Here is a 15,701-nt window from a genome sequence, read left to right on the forward strand (position 1 = left end):
AGGCCGGGTCGCAAGGCAGGCGGGCTCCCGCCGCAGGTTTTGCGTCATGCCCGGCGGGCAGGCGCGCGGGACGGACATGCGGGGGCGAGGCTTACCTTGCGACGTGGGGAAGCGGCTGGTACGGTCCGCCCACTCGGCAATGACGAAAACCTTCGAGAAGGCCGTCACCGGCTTCAACCACAACATCAAGCACAAGGGGAAGGTCTACCACGTCCAGACCGAGGACTCGGGCGTCAACAATCCCCACATCATCACCCACCTGTTCGTGGGCGGGAACATCCTCGCGTCGAAGAAGACGTCCTACTCGGACATCCTCAACGCGGAGAGCCTGGCGGAGGTCGTGCGCGAGTTGATGGAGGAGCAGCACAAGGAGATGCTGCGAAACCTCATCAACGGCGTGTACGACAACTACGAGTCCGCCGTCCGGTCGTACCAGCCCGGTCAGCTCGCCTCCGAGGCCGACCAGGCCCAGGCGAAGCTGCAGACCGGCCAGCCGATGGCCCCCAAGCCGGTGGTGGTGCCCGTCGCGCCTGTCGCACCCGTGTTGCCTCCGGAGGTCGCCGCCGCTCGGGCCCTCAAGGAGAAGCCGAAGATCAACGAGGTCGGCGTGGAGACCCTCTTCGGCGAGGACCTCATCTCCGAGAAGAGCCTCGACGAGGTCATCCTCAGTTACCTGGCGGGAGAGGGCGAGCAGTAGCCCCCCCGCCGTTCGTCGCCCCGGTGGCCTTGCTGCCCCGGGCGCGTCGACTGTCCTCCAGTCGACACCTCCTCCCGCCTCGCTAGGGTAGCACCCACCGGACCCAGGTGGCGCCGTAGACCGTGAGCAGCAGCGCGGCGAGGACGTCCAGCAGGAGGCCCGTGCGCATCATCACCGGCAGGCGCACCACGCCGCTGCCGAAGACGATGGCGTTGGGCGGCGTGCCCGCGGGCAGGGCGAAGTCGCACGAGGCCGCGAAGGTGCTCACCGCCAACAAGGGCCGAGAGGCGGGCAGCACGTTCAGCATGACATTCGTCGTGGCGGTGTTGGAGGCGATGGCCGACAGCAGGATGGTGGCGCTGGCCACCGTGCCGTATTGGACCAGCCCCGGCAGTGACTCCAGCCCCGCCAGGCGCGAGGTCATCCACGAGGCAAGCCCGCTGGCCTCGATGCCCGCCGCCAGCGCGAAGCCGCCGCCGAGCAGGAGCAGCGTGTCCCAGGGCACCCGGCGCAGCGCGGCCACCGACAGCCGGCCCAGCACCACCAGCGTCACGGCGCCCACGATGGCCACCGCGGCCTCGTAGTGCTTGCCGCCCAGCTTGAAGCCGTCGAAGGCGCGGGCCACCCCCGGCGCGAGCAGCGCGCGCAGCGGGTCACCGAAAATCCACAGCACCGCGGCTACGAGGAAGACGGCGCCCACGGTGCGCTCCCCGCGGGACACGGGGCCCAGCTGCTCGAGCTCCCGGGCGATGACGTCTCCGCCCTGGCCCGGGCCCATCCGGTCCTGCCGGGCCCATCTCCACAACACCGCCCACGCCACGGGCAGGAAGATGAGGACGAAGGGGAGGGCGGCGACCATGTACTCGACGAAGCCCACGTCCGTGCCCAGCCGCCGCGACACCACGCCAGCGAAGACGGAGTTGGTGGGGCTGCCAATCTTGGTGCCGATGCCGCCGAGGTTGGAGCCGTAGGCCACCGCGAGCATCAGCGCCGCGCCGAAGTGCTCCAGCGGGCGGCCCTCCGACGCGCGCAGCTGGGCGAGCAGCGCCATGCCGATGGGCACCATCATCACCGCGGTGGCGGTGTTGGAAATCCAGAGCGACACGACGGCGGTGGCCGCGAGCATGCCGAACAAGAGCCGCTGGGGGCCGGTGCCCACCGCGCGCATGATGAGCAGGGCGATTCTGCGGTGCAGGCCCCACTGCTCCATGCCGGCGCCCAGCGCCATGCCGCCCATGAAGAGGAAGATGTACGGGTCCAGGAAGGGCAGCACGGAGCGGCCCGCGGCCACCGTGATGCTGTCCGTGTCGAACACGCCGAGCACCGGGAAGAGCACGACCGGGAGCACGGCCGTCCAGGCCATGGGGACGGCCTCGGTGAACCACCAGAGGGCCATCCACGCGGCCACGGCGGCGGCGGCGGCGGGGCGGTGGTCCAGGCCGGGCAGGGTGTGCAGACCGGAGGGAACCCCGTAGATGAGGCCAGCGGCCAGGGGGCCCGCGACACGTCCCACCCACTGTCCCGTCGTCGCGCCGCGCGCGGCCTGCTCACTCATATGGCGTGGGACCGTCGCACAGGTGGTGCCGGGGGTGGGAGGGGAAAGCCCGTCCTCCCGCCGGGCGTGCGTGGGTCGCCCGCGCCCGGCCGTGGTAGGTTGGCGTCCTCCCGCGCCGCGCCATGATTCAATTCTTCCACGTCTACAAGGCGTATCCCGGCGATCCGCCGGTGCTCTCGGACATCAACCTCAGCGTGGAGAAGGGCGAGTTCGTCTTCCTCACGGGCCCCTCGGGCGCGGGCAAGACGACGCTGCTCAAGCTCATCTTCTGCGCGGAGAAGGCCACCAAGGGGCAGATTCTGGTGGGCGGCCGCAACATCGCCCGCATCCGCGAGTCCGCCGTCCCCTACCTGCGCCGCAACATCGGCGTGGTGTTCCAGGACTTCAAGCTGCTGCCGCACCGCACCGTGGAGGACAACGTGTCCTTCACGCTGGACGTGCTGGGCGTGCCGCGCGCGCAGGCGCGCGACAAGGTGCGGCGGATGCTCAAGCTGGTGGGGCTGGAGCACAAGGCGGACTCGTTCCCCCTGCGCCTGTCGGGTGGAGAGCAGCAGCGCGTGGTCATCGCGCGCGCGCTCGTGAACGACCCGACCATCCTCCTGGCGGACGAGCCCACCGGCAACCTGGACCCGGCGCTCACCGTCGAAATCATGGACCTGCTCACGCAGGTGAACATCCGGGGCACCACGGTGGTGGTGGCCACGCACGACGCCACGCTGCTGGCGCGCTACCAGAAGCGCACGGTGCGCCTGGAGCGCGGGCAGATTGTCTCCGACGAGGACGGCGTCAAGGCGGCGCGGCGGATGGTGGTATGAGCGCGCTGGCGAAGACGCGGTACTTCTGGCGCTCGGCGGCGGTGGGGCTCAAGCACTCGCCCTTCGTGCACTTCATCGCCGTGACGACCATCGCGATTGCCCTGTTCTCCGCGGGGCTGGCGCGCGGCGGCGCCCGGGTGCTCGACAACCTCCTGGCGTCCCTGGGGGGCGAGGTGGAGGTGACGGTGTACCTGGCGCCGGAGCTGGGCCAGGACGAGGCGCACGGCGTGCGCGCCCGCGTGGAGGCGCTCAGCCAGGGGCAGGTGACGCTGGTGCCGCCGGACGCGGCGCTGGCGCGGCTGCGCACCGAGCTGGGTGATTTGGGCGAGGCCCTGTCGGAGCTGCCGGAGAACCCGCTGCCCGCGGCGCTGGAGCTGCGCGTGCCGCCCGCGCAGCGCACGCCCGAGGCGCTCCAGGCCCTGGCGAAACAGCTGCGTGAGCTGCCTGGCGTGTCCGGCGTGGACTACGGCGAGCAGGCCGTGGAGCGGCTCACGGCGATTGCGCGCGCGCTGAGCTTCGGGGCGATGGTGGCCTTCGTGGTGGTGCTGGGCGCCACCGTCGTCATCGTCGCGGCCACGCTCCAGCTCGCCATCTATTCGCGGCGCGAGGAGATTGAAATCCAGAAGCTGGTGGGCGCCACGGACCGCTTCGTCAAGGCGCCCTTCCTGCTGGAGGGGCTGCTGCAGGGGCTGCTCGGCGCGGGCGTGGCGCTGCTCGGGCTGTGGGCCTTCGGCGAGCTGGTGGGGCCCACGCTGGGCTCGCTGTTCGCCTTCCTCCTGGGGCCGGGCGTGGCGGCGCCGTGGGTGGAGCCGCGCCTGGTGCTGGAGCTGGTGGGCGCGGGCTGTGGCCTGGGCCTGGGCGGCAGTTTCGTCGCGGTGGGGCGCTTCCTGCGCGTATGAGCCGCGTCCTCGTCCTCGCGCTCGGCCTGGCGCTCCTCGGCCTCCCCGCGCGCGCGCAGAAGCTGGAGGAGGCGGAGCAGTCCGCGCTGCGCGAGAAGCTGGCCGCGCAGCGCGCGACGCTGGCGCTGGTGGAGGCCAAGAAGCTCACCGTGCTCGAGGGCCTGGAGCTGATGGAGGAGATGGTCGCCTTCTCGCGGCGCCGTGTGCGCGCGCTGGAGGCGGACCTGGCCGTGTTCCGCAAGCGCGTCATCCTGGCCGAGCGTGAAGAGGTGCTGCTGCGCGAGGCGCTGCGCGTCCAACTGCGCCGGCTGTCCCCGCGGCTGCGCACCCTCTACCGCGTCATGCGCCGCCGCCCGCTGGAGGTGCTGCTGTCCGCGGAGGACTTCTCCGCGCTGGTGTGGCGCGCCCGCGCGCTGGAGGCGAGCATGGCCGGAGACCTGGACCTGCTGCGCGGCGTGCAGCGCGTGGCCCACCTGCAGCGCCAGTCCACGCTGGAGCTCAAGCGGCTGCAGACCTCGCTCGCCGCGCGCGTGACGTTCCTCCAGGAGCAGGAGCGGCTGGCGCGCGCGCAGCACGAGGCGCTGGAGGAGGTGGTGGGCTCGCTCGCGGGTGAGGCGGAGCTGGCGCGCCGCGCGGTGAAGGAGCTGGAGCAGGCGGACGCGGAGCTCTCCCAGGTGGTGCGCGAGCTGAAGGAGGCGCCCGCCACGCACGGCTTCGGCGCGCTCAAGGGCAAGCTGCCCTCGCCCACGCGAGGCATCGTCGAGGTGGGCTTCGGCAAGGTCGTCAACCCGCGCTTCAACACCGTCACCGTGCAGAAGGGGCTCGACATCCGCGCCGCCTCCGGCACGCCCGTCATCGCCGTGGCCGATGGCACCGTCGTCTATGCCGGCTCGCTGCGCGGCTACGGCAACCTGCTCATCCTCGACCACGGGGACGGCTACCACACCCTCATGGCCCACCTGTCCTCCGTCACCCCGGAGGTGGGCGCCCCCGTCGTCGCCGGTGAGCCGGTGGGCGAGGTGGGGGACACCGGCTCGCTCAAGGGCTCGTACCTCTACTTCGAGGTCCGCAAGGCCGGGCAGGCCGTCGACCCCGCACCCTGGCTGGCCCCCATGCCCTGACGCATTGCGGCACGCTTGAGGCGGGCTTGTTATCCTGGGTGAAGGGATTTCGGCACGAGAGGAGCGAGCAGGCGCATGGACCTCATGGGCGGAATGCAGAAGGCGGTGCGACGGGTGCTGGTGGCCCGGGGTGTCCAGTCCTCGACAGTCGACGTCGGCGGACAGTCGGTGCACTTCTACTCGCTGAAGGGGCAGGGGAAGGGGCCGCCGGTGGTGCTGGTGCACGGGCTGGGCGGCTCGGCGAACGGCTTCGGGCGCACGTTCTTCGGCCTGTCGAAGCGCTTCTCGCGCGTGGTGGCGCCGGACCTGCCGGGCCATGGCTTCTCCGTGCAGTACTGCGGCGGCCAGGTGTGCGTGCGCAACCAGTTCGAGGTGCTGCGCGCCTTCGTCGAGCAGGAGGTGAAGGAGCCCTCGTACGTGGTGGGCAACTCGCTGGGGGGCGCCATGTCGGTGAACCTGGCGGCCGAGTCTCCCCAGTGGGTGCGCGCGCTGGCGCTGGTGGCCCCGGCGGGCGCGGAGCTGCCGCTGGAGGAGAGCACCGCGCTGCTCAACGCGTTCAAGGTGGGCACGCCCGCGGAGGCGCGCGCCTTCACCCGGCGCCTGTTCCATCAGGCCCCGCTTCCCGCGCTGCTCCTGGCCAGCGAGCTGCGGCGCTTCTACGACACGCCCACGGTGAAGGCGCTCACGGCCGAGGCGCTCGAGTCGCGGCTGAGCCTCTCGCCGGAGGCGGTGGGCAAGCTGTCCATGCCCGTGCTGTTCCTGTGGGGCGGCAGCGAGCGGCTGTTGCCCTCGCGCTCGCTGGACTGGTTCCGCTCCCACCTGCCGGCCCACGCGCAGGTGCGGGTGGTGCAGGGCTTCGGCCACGTGCCGCAGATGGAGCGTCCGGACGAGCTGGTGTCGCACCTGGTGCGCTTCGCGGATGCGTCGGGCCTCTGAGGGCCGGGTATAGACTGGGACGCCCTTCGAGCTGTCTTCCGCGAAAGGACGTACCGTCGTGATGCGTCTCTCCCAGCCATGGCGCGCGGCGCTGGCCGCGCTCCTCCTCGTGTCCGGGCCCTCGGCCGCACAGGAGAAGAAGGACGCGGGCGGGAGCAGACCTCCGGGGAAGGCGGAGCGGGCGGAGAAGGACGACGCCACCTATCGCCAGCTGGAGACCTTCGCGCGCGTGCTCTCCTACGTGGAGAACAACTACGTGGAGCCGCCCGACCGCGAGCGGCTGGTCTACGGCGCCATCCAGGGGATGCTCGACACGTTGGACCCGCACACCGTCTTCATGCCGCCCGACGTGTTCCGGGAGATGAAGATCGACACCTCGGGTGAGTGGGGCGGGCTGGGCATCGAAATCGCGCGCAAGAACGACCGCATCATCGTCGTGGCGCCCATCGACGACACGCCGGCGGCGCGCGCGGGGCTCAAGGCGGGCGACGAGCTGGTGGGCATCGACGGTGAGAGCACGCGGGGCATGGACGTGGGCCGCGCGATGCAGAAGATGCGAGGGCCCGCCGGTGGCCGCGTCCTGCTCACCATCCAGCGCCAGGGGTTCACCGCGCCGCGAGAGATCGCCATCATCCGGGACCACATCCGCATCGTGTCGGTGGAGGGCGCGCTCCACGGCGGCATCGGCCACGTCAAGGTGAAGAACTTCCAGGAGCGCACGGACCAGTACCTGCGCAAGGAGCTGGACCGGCTGCGCGGCCTCAACGGCGGCAAGGAGCTGCGCGGGCTGGTGCTGGACCTGCGCAACAACCCCGGGGGCCTGCTGGACCAGGCGGTGGCGGTGAGCGACCGCTTCCTGCCGGGCAACCTGCCCATCGTCTCCACCCGGGGGCGCGACGGGCGCAACTCCACCGAGGAGCGCAGCAAGGACCGCGACACGGAGAAGAACTACCCCGTCGTCGTGCTGGTCAACGCGGGCAGCGCGTCCGCGTCGGAAATCGTCGCCGGCGCGCTCCAGGACCACGGCCGCGCCACGCTCATCGGCACGCCGACGTTCGGCAAGGGCAGCGTGCAGACGGTCATCGAGCTGGAGGACGGCTCCGGCCTGAAGCTGACGATTGCCCGCTATTACACACCCAAGGGCCGCAGCATCCAGGAGCGAGGCATCACCCCCGACTACGTCGTCGCGGACGAGACGGGTGGAAAGCCCGGACGCGAGGCGCCGCGCGAGAAGGACCTGCAGCGTCACTTCCGCGCGGAGGGCTCGGAGGAGGCCACGTCCCAGTCGTCCACGCTCAAGGGGCCTCCGGAGAACCTGGTGCCCTGGGACGTCGTCGCGCAGCTGAAGGACCCGCCGCTGAAGGTCGCGCTCGAGTACCTCAACGGGCTCGCGGCTCCCGGTGGACGGCCTCCGGCGCGCGCCGAGGGTCGCTGAAGACACTGCTTCCCCCTTGCTTTTCGCCGCGACCTCCGTTTGATGGCGGGCGGACAAAGGTGAACGAGTGATGCGACCTTCGAGCAATCGCGCGATGCACGCGGCCCTCAGCGGGTGGTTGGTGGGCATGCTGGCCGTGGGCCCCGCCGCCGCGCAGTCGAGCCTCCCCCTCAAGCTGACGCCCCGAGCAGTCCCCTCCGCCTCTCCGTCCTCGGTGACGGTGGTGGCCATCCCGCTCGATGCCACGGCGCGCACGGAGGCGGCGCGGCTGGCGTACTGGGCCGAGCAGTCCGTGGCGCGCTCGGGTCGGCTGGAGCTGGTGCGCCTGTCGGAGGCGCTGGACGCGCAGGGCAGGGCCGAGCGCGAGGCGAAGGCCGCCGAGGGCGCCCAGGCCATGAAGGACGGCCAGGCGGCGTACGACGAGCTGGACACGCAGAAGGCGCTCGTGCGCTTCGACGTGGCCGCCAAGGCGTTCGAGGCGGGAGACCTGTCGCGAGGCTTCGGCGACTTCGTCCGCGCCCGGGTGATGAAGGCGGCCTCGCAGGTGGCCAACGGCGAGAACGCCGCCGCGCAGCTGGAGATTCGCGCGGTGCTCGCGGTGGACCCGCGGGCGCAGTTCTCGTCCAACTTCTTCCCGCCCGACGAGATGGCCTTCGTGGACAAGGAGCGCAAGGCGGCGCTCGCCGGCTCCACCGTCGCGCTGACGGTGCGCACCGAGCCCGTGCCCGCGCAGGTGTACGTGGACGGCCAGTTCCGCGGCGTGTCGCCCGTGTCGCTCCAGGGACTGACGGCGGCGGACCACTTCGTGACGGTGATGGCGCCGGGCTACGAGCTCGAGCAGCGCCGCGCCCGCGAAGGGGAGACGTCGCTCACGCTGCGGCCCTCGGCTTCGCAGCGCGCGCTGCAGGCCATCACCGAGCGCGTCGTGCGCAAGCCCGACGGCGTCGAGCGGGACATGGCCCTGCGCGAGTTGGGCGCGCTGGCCGGTGTGTCCCAGGTGCTGGCGCTGCTGGTCCAGGGCGGCACGGGCACCGCGCCCGTGCAGGTGACGGGCCTGCGGCTGGACGTCACGGACGGCCACAACCTGGGCTACGCCGTGGGCTCGGTGCCCGTGGGCGAGGCCATGGCGACGGGCTCCGACACGTTCCTGTCCTCGCTGGTGGGCGCGGACACGGCGAGGCTCGCGGGCAACAAGCCGGTGACGCACTTCTCCAGCGGCGGCAGCAGCAACCGCAAGACGATGGGCTACGTGCTGATGGCCACGGGGGTCGCGCTGCTGGCGGGCGGCATCTACTTCGGCATGGAGGCCTCCTCGAAGGAGGATGACTTCCGCCGCGCGCCCCAGACGAGCCCCCGCGCCAAGGACTTCAAGGACACGGGCAAGACGTACGCGCTGGTGGCCGACATCGGCCTGGTGACGGGCCTGGTCTCCGCGGGTCTGGGCAGCTACTTCGCCTTCGCCGGCGGTGGAAGCAGCTCTTCGTCCTCCTCCTCCAAGGCCGCGGCCACGCCCTTCCGTTCGCGGGCCACGCCTCCGCCGTCCAAGGCCGCGCCCTCCAAGAGCGAGTCCCTGGACATGCCGCCTCCGCCCAAGGGCACCCGGCCCGTGAGCGAGCCGCTCCCCATGCCTCCGCCCCCGTCGAAGACGACGACGCCCGCGCCGGCCAAGACGACGCCCGCGCCCCAGGCCACCGAGCCGGCTCCGGCGCCGCCCCCCGCGCGCGACACGAAGCGCTCGCGCGACGAGGACGCCGCCCAGCGCGAGGAGGAGCTCAAGAAGCGCCGCGAGGAGGTCGAGCGCCAGCGCCGTGAGCTGGAGGAGCGCCGCAAGCAGGAGGAGGCTGATGCGGAAGCCAAGCGCAAGCGCGACGAAGAGGAGAAGCGCAAGCGCGAGGAAGAAGAGAAGAAGAAGCGGCCGTCCATCGACGAAGACGATCTCCGGAATTACTAGCCATGCGACGTCCCCTTCGTTTGCTCATCCCCATGGCGGCCCTCTCCCTGGGCCTGTCCGCGTGCAGCCTCCTGGTCGACTTCGACGAGGAGGGTCAGCCCTGCGATGACCGCAACCAGTGCCTGGAGAACTACGTCTGCAAGGACGGCAGTTGCACCGCGGACGACACCCCTCGGCCCTCCGACGGTGGCGCCGACGCGGGCACCACGGACGCCGGCACCGACTCCGGCACCCCGGACGCGGGTGGCGACGCCGGCCCTGTCCCGGGCCCTGGCCCCGTGGACGCGGGAACCGGTGACGGCGGCTTGTAGTCGCGGGCGCGAGGGGCGGTAGTTCCTACAGCCCCTGGCGCCGCGTGGCCGGGCTGCCGCGCCGCGTCCCCGCGGACACGCCCGCCTGGCCGCCCCCTGGTCCTCGCAACCCCGCGTCTCCACTCGGGACGCGTGGCCTGGACGCCTGTGTCCCACCCCTCGGGGTGGGGTTGGCATCCGCCGTGCTCTGTCGTGAACCCACGGAGGGTTTCATCGACATGGGCAAGCGCGTCGGAGTGCTGATGGGCGGGTGGGGTGAGGAGCGGGAGATTTCGCTCAAGAGCGGGGAGGCCGTGGTGGCGGCGCTCGAGTCCCGTGGCCACCACGTCACCCGGATATTCGCGGGGCCGGGCCTGGACCGCGCGCTGCGGGCCGCCGAGCTGGACGTGGCCTTCATCGCGTTGCACGGGCGCATGGGCGAGGACGGCCGTGTGCAGGGCCTGCTGGAGCTGCTGGAGCTGCCGTACACGGGCTCGGGCGTCCTGGCGTCCGCGCTGGCGATGAACAAGCCCTTCGCCAAGAAGCTCTTCCGGCTGCACAACCTCCCCACGCCCCAGGGGTACCGCGTGGGCCGCGACGGCGCGGCGCGCGCCCCGGAGCTGCATGGGGACCTGGGCTTCCCCTGCGTGGTGAAGCCCGCCTGTGGCGGCTCCTCGGTGGGCCTGAGCGTGGTGCGCGAGCCCCAGGAGCTCGCCCAGGCGGTGGCCCAGGCGTGCCGCTTCGGGGGCGAGGCGCTGGTGGAGCGCTTCGTGTCCGGGCGCGAGGTGACGGTGGGCATCCTCGGTGACGCGGTGCTGGGCAGCTGCGAGGTGGCCACGCCGCGCGAGGGCTTCGACTTCGAGGCCAAGTACAAGGGCGGCGCCCGCTACTTCCTGCCGCCCCGGCTGTCCGCCACGCGCGTGGCCAACGTGGAGGCGCTGGCGCTCGCCGCGTACCGCGCCCTGGGCTGCCGGGGCTACGCGCGGGTGGACCTGCTGTGCTCGGACACCGACAACGACGTGGTGCTGGAGGTCAACACGCTGCCCGGCTTCACCCCCACCAGCCTCCTGTCCAGGATTGCCGGCCACGCGGGCCTGGACTTCCCGGAGCTCGTCGAGCGCATCCTGGCGCTCGCGACGCGCGACGAGGCGGGTATCCTGGACGCCCCCGAAGTCACCTCCACTCCCGTCGTCGACGAGCCCCGCCGCGCCGTGAGCTGAAGCGACGCCCCGACAGCTCCAGGTCGCCTGCCCGGCTCCCCAGGGCGTTCTTCCAGGCCCTCGTGACCCGCTCCGACGCGGTGGGTCACGATGGACCTGAACGGAACGTTCAAATTCGGGGAATAATTTGACACGTCCTTGACGCCTCCCTATTGTCCGGCGCGATCAGTCCCGGAAGGTCAAACCCTTGTCTTTTCGGGCACATACGGGGCGGGGGCTCAGCGGACCCAGGAGGCGGCGGTCGGCGTGAGGACGGGATTCCGGAGCCGCCGCGTATGGAAGGACCGCGGGCCACGGGGGCCGTGCGGGAGGGGCTGAGCGTCACCGATGACCACCGTCGAGATCATCTTCCTGGGCGTCTATTTCAGCGTCCTGTGCGTGCTGGCGGTCTACGGCTCGCACAGGTACCGGATGGCGTTCCTGTACTACCGGCACAAGTTCAAGCTGCCGACGCCCAAGGGCTCCCTGAAGGAGCTGCCTCGCGTCACCATCCAGCTGCCCATCTTCAACGAGATGTATGTGGTGGAGCGCCTGGTGGAGTCGGTGTGCCGCATCGACTACCCGCGCGACCTCCTGGAGATCCAGGTCCTCGACGACTCGACGGACGAGACGTGTGGCATCGCCCGGGCGTGCGTGGAGCGTCACCGCCAGAAGGGCCATGACATCGTCTACATCCACCGCGTCAACCGCGAGGGCTTCAAGGCGGGCGCGCTGGAGAACGGCCTGAAGTCCGCGCGCGGCGAGTTCGTCGCCGTGTTCGACGCCGACTTCGTGCCGAGCCCCGACTTCCTCTTGCGCACGGTGCCGTTCTTCTCCGACGCGAAGGTGGGCATGGTGCAGGTGCGCTGGGGCCACCTCAACCGTGAGTTCTCCATCCTCACGCAGGCCCAGAGCATCTTCCTGGACGGCCACTTCATCATCGAGCACACGGCGCGCAACCGCTCCGGCTGCTTCTTCAACTTCAACGGCACCGCCGGCATCTGGCGCCGGGGCACCATCGCGGACGCGGGCGGCTGGCAGCACGACACGCTGACCGAGGACCTGGACCTGAGCTACCGCGCCCAGCTCAAGGGCTGGCAGTTCGTGTTCCTCCCGGAGGTCATCTCCCCGGCCGAGGTGCCGGTGGACATGAACGCCTTCAAGAGCCAGCAGCACCGCTGGGCCAAGGGCTCCATCCAGACGGCGAAGAAGCTGCTCCCCACCATCCTCAAGAGCGACCTGCCGCTGGCGGTCAAGCGCGAGGCGTTCTTCCACCTCACCAACAACATGGCTTATCTGTTGATGGTGCTGCTGTCGGTGCTGATGCCCATCAGCATGGTGGTGCGCTTCCAGCACGGCCTGTACGGCACGCTGTTCCTGGACCTGCCCTTCTTCGTGTCCGCCACGGCGAGCGTGTGCTTCTTCTACGTGGCCGCGCAGCGTGAGCGGGGCGTGAAGGGCTGGGAGCGGGTGAAGTACCTGCCGTTCCTGATGAGCCTGGGCATCGGCCTGGCCATCAACAACGCCAAGGCCGTGGCGGAGGCGCTGCTCAACCAGCAGTCGGGCTTCGCCCGCACGCCGAAGACGGGCGCCGAGGGCAAGAAGGTCGTCGCGGTGAAGAAGGCGTACCGCGGCAGCAAGACGCTGATGCCGGTGGTGGAGCTGCTCTTCGCGGCCTACTTCACCGGGGCGCTGTGGTTCGCCATCGACGCGCGCATCTACACGTCGCTGCCCTTCATCATCCTGTTCCAGGCGGGCTTCCTGTACGTGGGTGTCTCCAGCCTGATGCAGGGGTTCGCGGGCCGCGTGAAGCTCAGCGACGCCGCTCCCGCCGTCAACGGCGCCGAGGAGCAGGCGCGCCGCGCCGCCTGAGGTCAAGCCGTGCGCGCCCCGGGAGGTCTCTTCCGGGGCGTGACTCGAAGTCGGACGACGGGGACCTTCAGGGACCCGCGTCCGGTGTCTCCCGCAGCAGCACCTGCTTGAGGCGCACCGGCGGAGGTCCGGTGCGGGAGGGCTGGCAGCCCTCGTCGATGGACGTGCTGGCCACCGCGCGCAGCGTGAGGCCCGCGTCGTCGCACGCCACCAGCTCCGTGGGGAACGCGACGGGGCAGGGAGCGCCCGAGCCCGTGAAGCCCGTGGCGCGCGTCTCCCCGACGAAGCCGCCCGGTGTGCGCTGCAGGACGATGGTCGCCCCGCTCGAGTCGGCGCCCGGGGTGCCCGCATCCGTGTCCGCGCGCGCGCGCACCACGGCCAGCGTCAGCGTGCCCGCGTCCTCCTCGCCCCGGTAGCGGAACGCGGGGTTCTCCTCGTGGCGGTACTCGCCCGCCTGGCTGCTCTCACAACCGGGCGGCACCCGGATGGGCGGTGGAGGTGGGGAGCGCGTCTCCAGGGTGGGAGGCGCCTTGGCGGGGCACGCCGTGAGGCAGAGAACACTGAAGCCGAGGGCCAGCGATGGCAGGGCGCGGTGCATGGGGCGCGGATATTGGCTGAATGGACGTGCGAGCGGGACTTCGTTTGATTCCCCTTGGACGACTCTCTAACCTTCGGACCGTCATGAGCATTCGACGCCTCGTCCTCTTTTCGCTGGTGGCCGTCCTGGCGGCACCGTCCTCCGCGCTCGCTCAGGCCGACGACCTGCTCGCTCCACTCACGCCGTCGAAGTCGGCGACGAAGAAGCCGGCCAGGTCGAAGGTGGTGAAGAAGAAGAAGGCGGAGAAGGCGACGGCGAAGAAGCCGCCGAAGACCGCCAGGCCCGCCGCCACCGCGAAGGGCTCGAAGAAGAAGAACCTCCCGCCGCCGGATGACAGCCTGCTGGCGCCCCTGGCGCCGGTGAAGACGGAGCTCGCCGTCGTCATCGCCGGGGGTGTCCGGGGTGCGCGGCTGACGCTGGATGGCCGCGACGCGGGCGCGCTGTCGGCCACGCCCATGACGGTGCCGGTGGCGCCCGGCGACCACCTGCTCGTGGTGCGCAAGGCCGGCTACGAGGACTACTCGCGCCGGTTCACCGTGAAGGAGGGCTCGACGCAGGACGTGAAGGTCGCGCTGGTGGCCACCATGGGCTTCGCGCGGGCCTTCTCCGACGTGGCCGGCACCAAGGTCCTGGTGGACGACGTCGAGGTGGGCACGGTGCCCCTGAGCGACATCCTGCTCAAGCCCGGCTCGCGTGAAATCGAGTTCCGCGCGGAGGGCTTCCGCCCCGACATCCAGCGCATCAACGTGCTGGCCGGCACCAACTACGAGCTGGTGGGCAAGATGCGGCCCCTGGTGGACACCGCGGTGGCGAGCAACACGCCGCGCGAGGACGTGCCCGCCAACCCCGTGCTGGACCCGTCCACCACGTCGCAGGGGGATGACTACAACCCGGCCCTGGCCTTCAACGAGAAGTCGCCGGACGCCGAGCTGGAGGGCTCCAGCAAGCCCTGGTACGGCCGTTGGTACGTCTGGGCCGGCGTGGGCGCCGTCGTGGCCGCGGGCACCGTGGGCGCGGTGATGGCGACGAAGGAGCCGGGCATCAAGCCCCCCAACCTCGGGACGGCCTGCAACAACGGCCCCTGCGACATCGTGCTGGGGGGCGGCATCCGCCCGGTGCGCGGCAACGGTGGCGCGCAGAAGCTGGCGCCCGTGGGCGGGCTGCGCTTCTAGCCTCCCGAAAGGCCGTGTCCCCTCGGACGGGTGGCGCGGCCCCGGAGGCTTCGTCTCACTCCCCGCGCAGGTCGTCCTCGACGGCGCGGGGCTCGGGCGCGGAGAGGACCAGGTACACGTCCGACACGCGTCCCACGCCCCAGGTGTCCAGCACGGTGGTGCGCACCTTGAAGGGCTCGGACTCCGGCAGGAACTCCGTGAGGTCCACCTCTCCCGGCTCGAAGGTGAAGGCCCGGCGCCCCACGTTGTCCACCTGCTCGTTGCCCAGGTGGACGCTCTCGGTGAAGCCCACGACGGCGCGGCGCTTCACCTGGCCCTTGGCATCGGTCACCTCGAACAGCAGGAAGTTGTCCACGCTGATGCCGAGCGTGCCCTTCGCGTCCCCGTAGAGCCGCGCGCGCATGCCGTCGCGCTGGAGCACGGGCGTCTCGCCGAAGGTGACGACGCGGGGCGTGCGCTCGCCCTCGTCCGTGTCCACCTCCACGTCCTCGCGCACCTTGTCCAGGGTCTCCGTCTCCTGGGGCGGCGTGTCCACGACCAGGCGGACGGAGCGGGGAGTCGTCGGGGCGGCGGTGGGCGCGGGGACGTTGCGCGCGCACGCCATCCACCCCAGGGTGGCGGCCAGCAGGAGCGTTCGAGAGTGCATGTCCCGCAAGGCTAGACGAGCCGTGGTGGCCCGGGTCAATTAGCATGCGCTTCATGCGCCCAGCCCTGCTCAGCCTGCTGTCGTGGTGCCTGCTCCTCGGACAGCCGGCCCGGGCGGACATCCCTCCGGAGGTGGCGCTGAGCCTCCAGCACCTCAAGCCCGCCGAGCGCGAGCGCGCCGCGAAGGCGCTAGGCCCCCTGGAGGAACTGCCGCGCTACCGGGTGCAACTCGACGTGAACCCCGAGACGCGCGAAGCCACCGGGCGGGTGCAGGTGGAGGTGCTGGCACGTGAGCAGCCCATCAAGGAACTCTACCTGCGGCTGACGCCCAACGCCCTGGGTGGCAAGCGGGTGGTGTTGTCCGACGCGCGGATGAACACCGCGCCCATCGTCCTGGAGCAGCCGGAGCCCACGTTGTATCGCCACCGCCTCGCGGAGCCCATGCCCGTGGGCATGGCGGTGGTGCTGGACGTCGCCGTGCGCGCGGTGGTGCCTCGGGGGGAGAAGGGCGGGGGC

Annotated in this window: 14 protein-coding genes and 1 pseudogene; 12 read left to right on the top strand and 3 right to left on the bottom strand. The window is 71.2% G+C overall.

All coding sequences use genetic code 11. The annotated features are described in order from the left end of the window. The first annotated feature begins 139 nt into the window (after positions 1-139). The gene (locus FL311_RS04760; protein ID WP_046715624.1) at positions 140-697 is read left to right on the top strand and encodes a hypothetical protein; all 558 of its coding nucleotides are present in this window, start codon (positions 140-142) and stop codon (positions 695-697) included. Between the two features lie 82 nt (positions 698-779). On the opposite strand, the gene FL311_RS04765 is transcribed toward FL311_RS04760, so the two are convergent. Beyond that, positions 780-2,252 (bottom strand): DASS family sodium-coupled anion symporter, encoded by a 1,473-nt coding sequence (locus FL311_RS04765; protein WP_141323757.1) that lies wholly within the window; start codon positions 2,250-2,252, stop codon positions 780-782. A 122-nt stretch (positions 2,253-2,374) separates the two neighbouring features. On the opposite strand from FL311_RS04765, the gene ftsE reads away from it, so the two are divergent. The 9 genes from ftsE (at position 2,375) to FL311_RS04810 (ending at position 12,770) form a co-directional block, all read left to right on the top strand. Next, complete coding sequence (ftsE, locus tag FL311_RS04770) at positions 2,375-3,067, top strand: cell division ATP-binding protein FtsE (protein ID WP_141323758.1); 693 nt, start codon at positions 2,375-2,377, stop codon at positions 3,065-3,067. Next, positions 3,064-3,966: an ABC transporter permease gene (locus FL311_RS04775; protein WP_141323759.1), complete on the top strand. Its 903-nt coding sequence runs from the start codon at positions 3,064-3,066 to the stop codon at positions 3,964-3,966. The genes ftsE and FL311_RS04775 overlap by 4 nt, the downstream gene beginning before the upstream one ends. Continuing rightward, positions 3,963-5,087 carry a murein hydrolase activator EnvC gene (locus FL311_RS04780; RefSeq protein ID WP_194869054.1) on the top strand — a complete coding sequence of 375 codons (1,125 nt, stop codon included), beginning with the start codon at positions 3,963-3,965 and terminating at the stop codon, positions 5,085-5,087. Before FL311_RS04775 ends, FL311_RS04780 begins: the two co-directional genes overlap by 4 nt. Before the next feature lie 75 nt (positions 5,088-5,162). Next, positions 5,163-6,023, top strand: a complete 861-nt coding sequence (locus FL311_RS04785; RefSeq protein WP_141323761.1) for an alpha/beta fold hydrolase — start codon at positions 5,163-5,165, stop codon at positions 6,021-6,023. 58 nt (positions 6,024-6,081) lie between these two features. Continuing rightward, positions 6,082-7,458, top strand: a complete 1,377-nt coding sequence (locus tag FL311_RS04790; RefSeq protein WP_194869055.1) for a S41 family peptidase — start codon at positions 6,082-6,084, stop codon at positions 7,456-7,458. A gap of 70 nt (positions 7,459-7,528) precedes the next feature. Further along, entirely contained in the window at positions 7,529-9,409 is a 1,881-nt protein-coding gene (locus tag FL311_RS04795; protein ID WP_141323762.1) for a PEGA domain-containing protein, read from the top strand. Positions 9,410-9,411: 2 nt separating this feature from the next. Next, positions 9,412-9,720, top strand: a complete 309-nt coding sequence (locus FL311_RS04800; RefSeq protein WP_141323763.1) for a hypothetical protein — start codon at positions 9,412-9,414, stop codon at positions 9,718-9,720. A gap of 218 nt (positions 9,721-9,938) precedes the next feature. Further along, positions 9,939-10,919, top strand: coding sequence for a D-alanine--D-alanine ligase (locus FL311_RS04805; RefSeq protein WP_141323764.1), 981 nt, complete (start codon positions 9,939-9,941; stop codon positions 10,917-10,919). 327 nt (positions 10,920-11,246) lie between these two features. After that, positions 11,247-12,770, top strand: a complete 1,524-nt coding sequence (locus FL311_RS04810) for a cellulose synthase family protein (RefSeq protein ID WP_141323765.1) — start codon at positions 11,247-11,249, stop codon at positions 12,768-12,770. A gap of 67 nt (positions 12,771-12,837) precedes the next feature. On the opposite strand, the gene FL311_RS04815 is transcribed toward FL311_RS04810, so the two are convergent. Continuing rightward, on the bottom strand, positions 12,838-13,368 hold the full coding sequence (locus tag FL311_RS04815; protein WP_141323766.1) for a hypothetical protein: 531 nt from the start codon (positions 13,366-13,368) through the stop codon (positions 12,838-12,840). Between the two features lie 83 nt (positions 13,369-13,451). On the opposite strand from FL311_RS04815, the gene FL311_RS04820 reads away from it, so the two are divergent. Next, complete coding sequence (locus FL311_RS04820) at positions 13,452-14,540, top strand: PEGA domain-containing protein (protein WP_141323767.1); 1,089 nt, start codon at positions 13,452-13,454, stop codon at positions 14,538-14,540. Positions 14,541-14,595: 55 nt separating this feature from the next. On the opposite strand, the gene FL311_RS04825 is transcribed toward FL311_RS04820, so the two are convergent. After that, positions 14,596-15,186: a hypothetical protein gene (locus FL311_RS04825; protein WP_141323768.1), complete on the bottom strand. Its 591-nt coding sequence runs from the start codon at positions 15,184-15,186 to the stop codon at positions 14,596-14,598. 53 nt (positions 15,187-15,239) lie between these two features. Here FL311_RS04825 and FL311_RS04830 point away from each other — a divergent pair. Beyond that, positions 15,240-15,701 (top strand): annotated as a pseudogene (locus tag FL311_RS04830) (aminopeptidase); the annotation flags it as partial.

It is taken from the genome of Myxococcus sp. AB025B, assembly GCF_006518215.1.
Taxonomy (GTDB): Bacteria; Myxococcota; Myxococcia; order Myxococcales; family Myxococcaceae; genus Myxococcus; species Myxococcus fulvus.

What these genes read in the sequence shown, in the direction of transcription:
- FL311_RS04760 (WP_046715624.1), top strand. Translation starts at nt 140, where the DNA reads ATGACGAAAACCTTCGAGAAGGCCGTCACCGGCTTCAACCACAACATC.
- FL311_RS04765 (WP_141323757.1), bottom strand. Translation starts at nt 2,252, where the DNA reads ATGAGTGAGCAGGCCGCGCGCGGCGCGACGACGGGACAGTGGGTGGGA.
- ftsE (WP_141323758.1), top strand. Translation starts at nt 2,375, where the DNA reads ATGATTCAATTCTTCCACGTCTACAAGGCGTATCCCGGCGATCCGCCG.
- FL311_RS04775 (WP_141323759.1), top strand. Translation starts at nt 3,064, where the DNA reads ATGAGCGCGCTGGCGAAGACGCGGTACTTCTGGCGCTCGGCGGCGGTG.
- FL311_RS04780 (WP_194869054.1), top strand. Translation starts at nt 3,963, where the DNA reads ATGAGCCGCGTCCTCGTCCTCGCGCTCGGCCTGGCGCTCCTCGGCCTC.
- FL311_RS04785 (WP_141323761.1), top strand. Translation starts at nt 5,163, where the DNA reads ATGGACCTCATGGGCGGAATGCAGAAGGCGGTGCGACGGGTGCTGGTG.
- FL311_RS04795 (WP_141323762.1), top strand. Translation starts at nt 7,529, where the DNA reads ATGCGACCTTCGAGCAATCGCGCGATGCACGCGGCCCTCAGCGGGTGG.
- FL311_RS04800 (WP_141323763.1), top strand. Translation starts at nt 9,412, where the DNA reads ATGCGACGTCCCCTTCGTTTGCTCATCCCCATGGCGGCCCTCTCCCTG.
- FL311_RS04805 (WP_141323764.1), top strand. Translation starts at nt 9,939, where the DNA reads ATGGGCAAGCGCGTCGGAGTGCTGATGGGCGGGTGGGGTGAGGAGCGG.
- FL311_RS04810 (WP_141323765.1), top strand. Translation starts at nt 11,247, where the DNA reads ATGACCACCGTCGAGATCATCTTCCTGGGCGTCTATTTCAGCGTCCTG.
- FL311_RS04815 (WP_141323766.1), bottom strand. Translation starts at nt 13,368, where the DNA reads ATGCACCGCGCCCTGCCATCGCTGGCCCTCGGCTTCAGTGTTCTCTGC.
- FL311_RS04820 (WP_141323767.1), top strand. Translation starts at nt 13,452, where the DNA reads ATGAGCATTCGACGCCTCGTCCTCTTTTCGCTGGTGGCCGTCCTGGCG.
- FL311_RS04825 (WP_141323768.1), bottom strand. Translation starts at nt 15,186, where the DNA reads ATGCACTCTCGAACGCTCCTGCTGGCCGCCACCCTGGGGTGGATGGCG.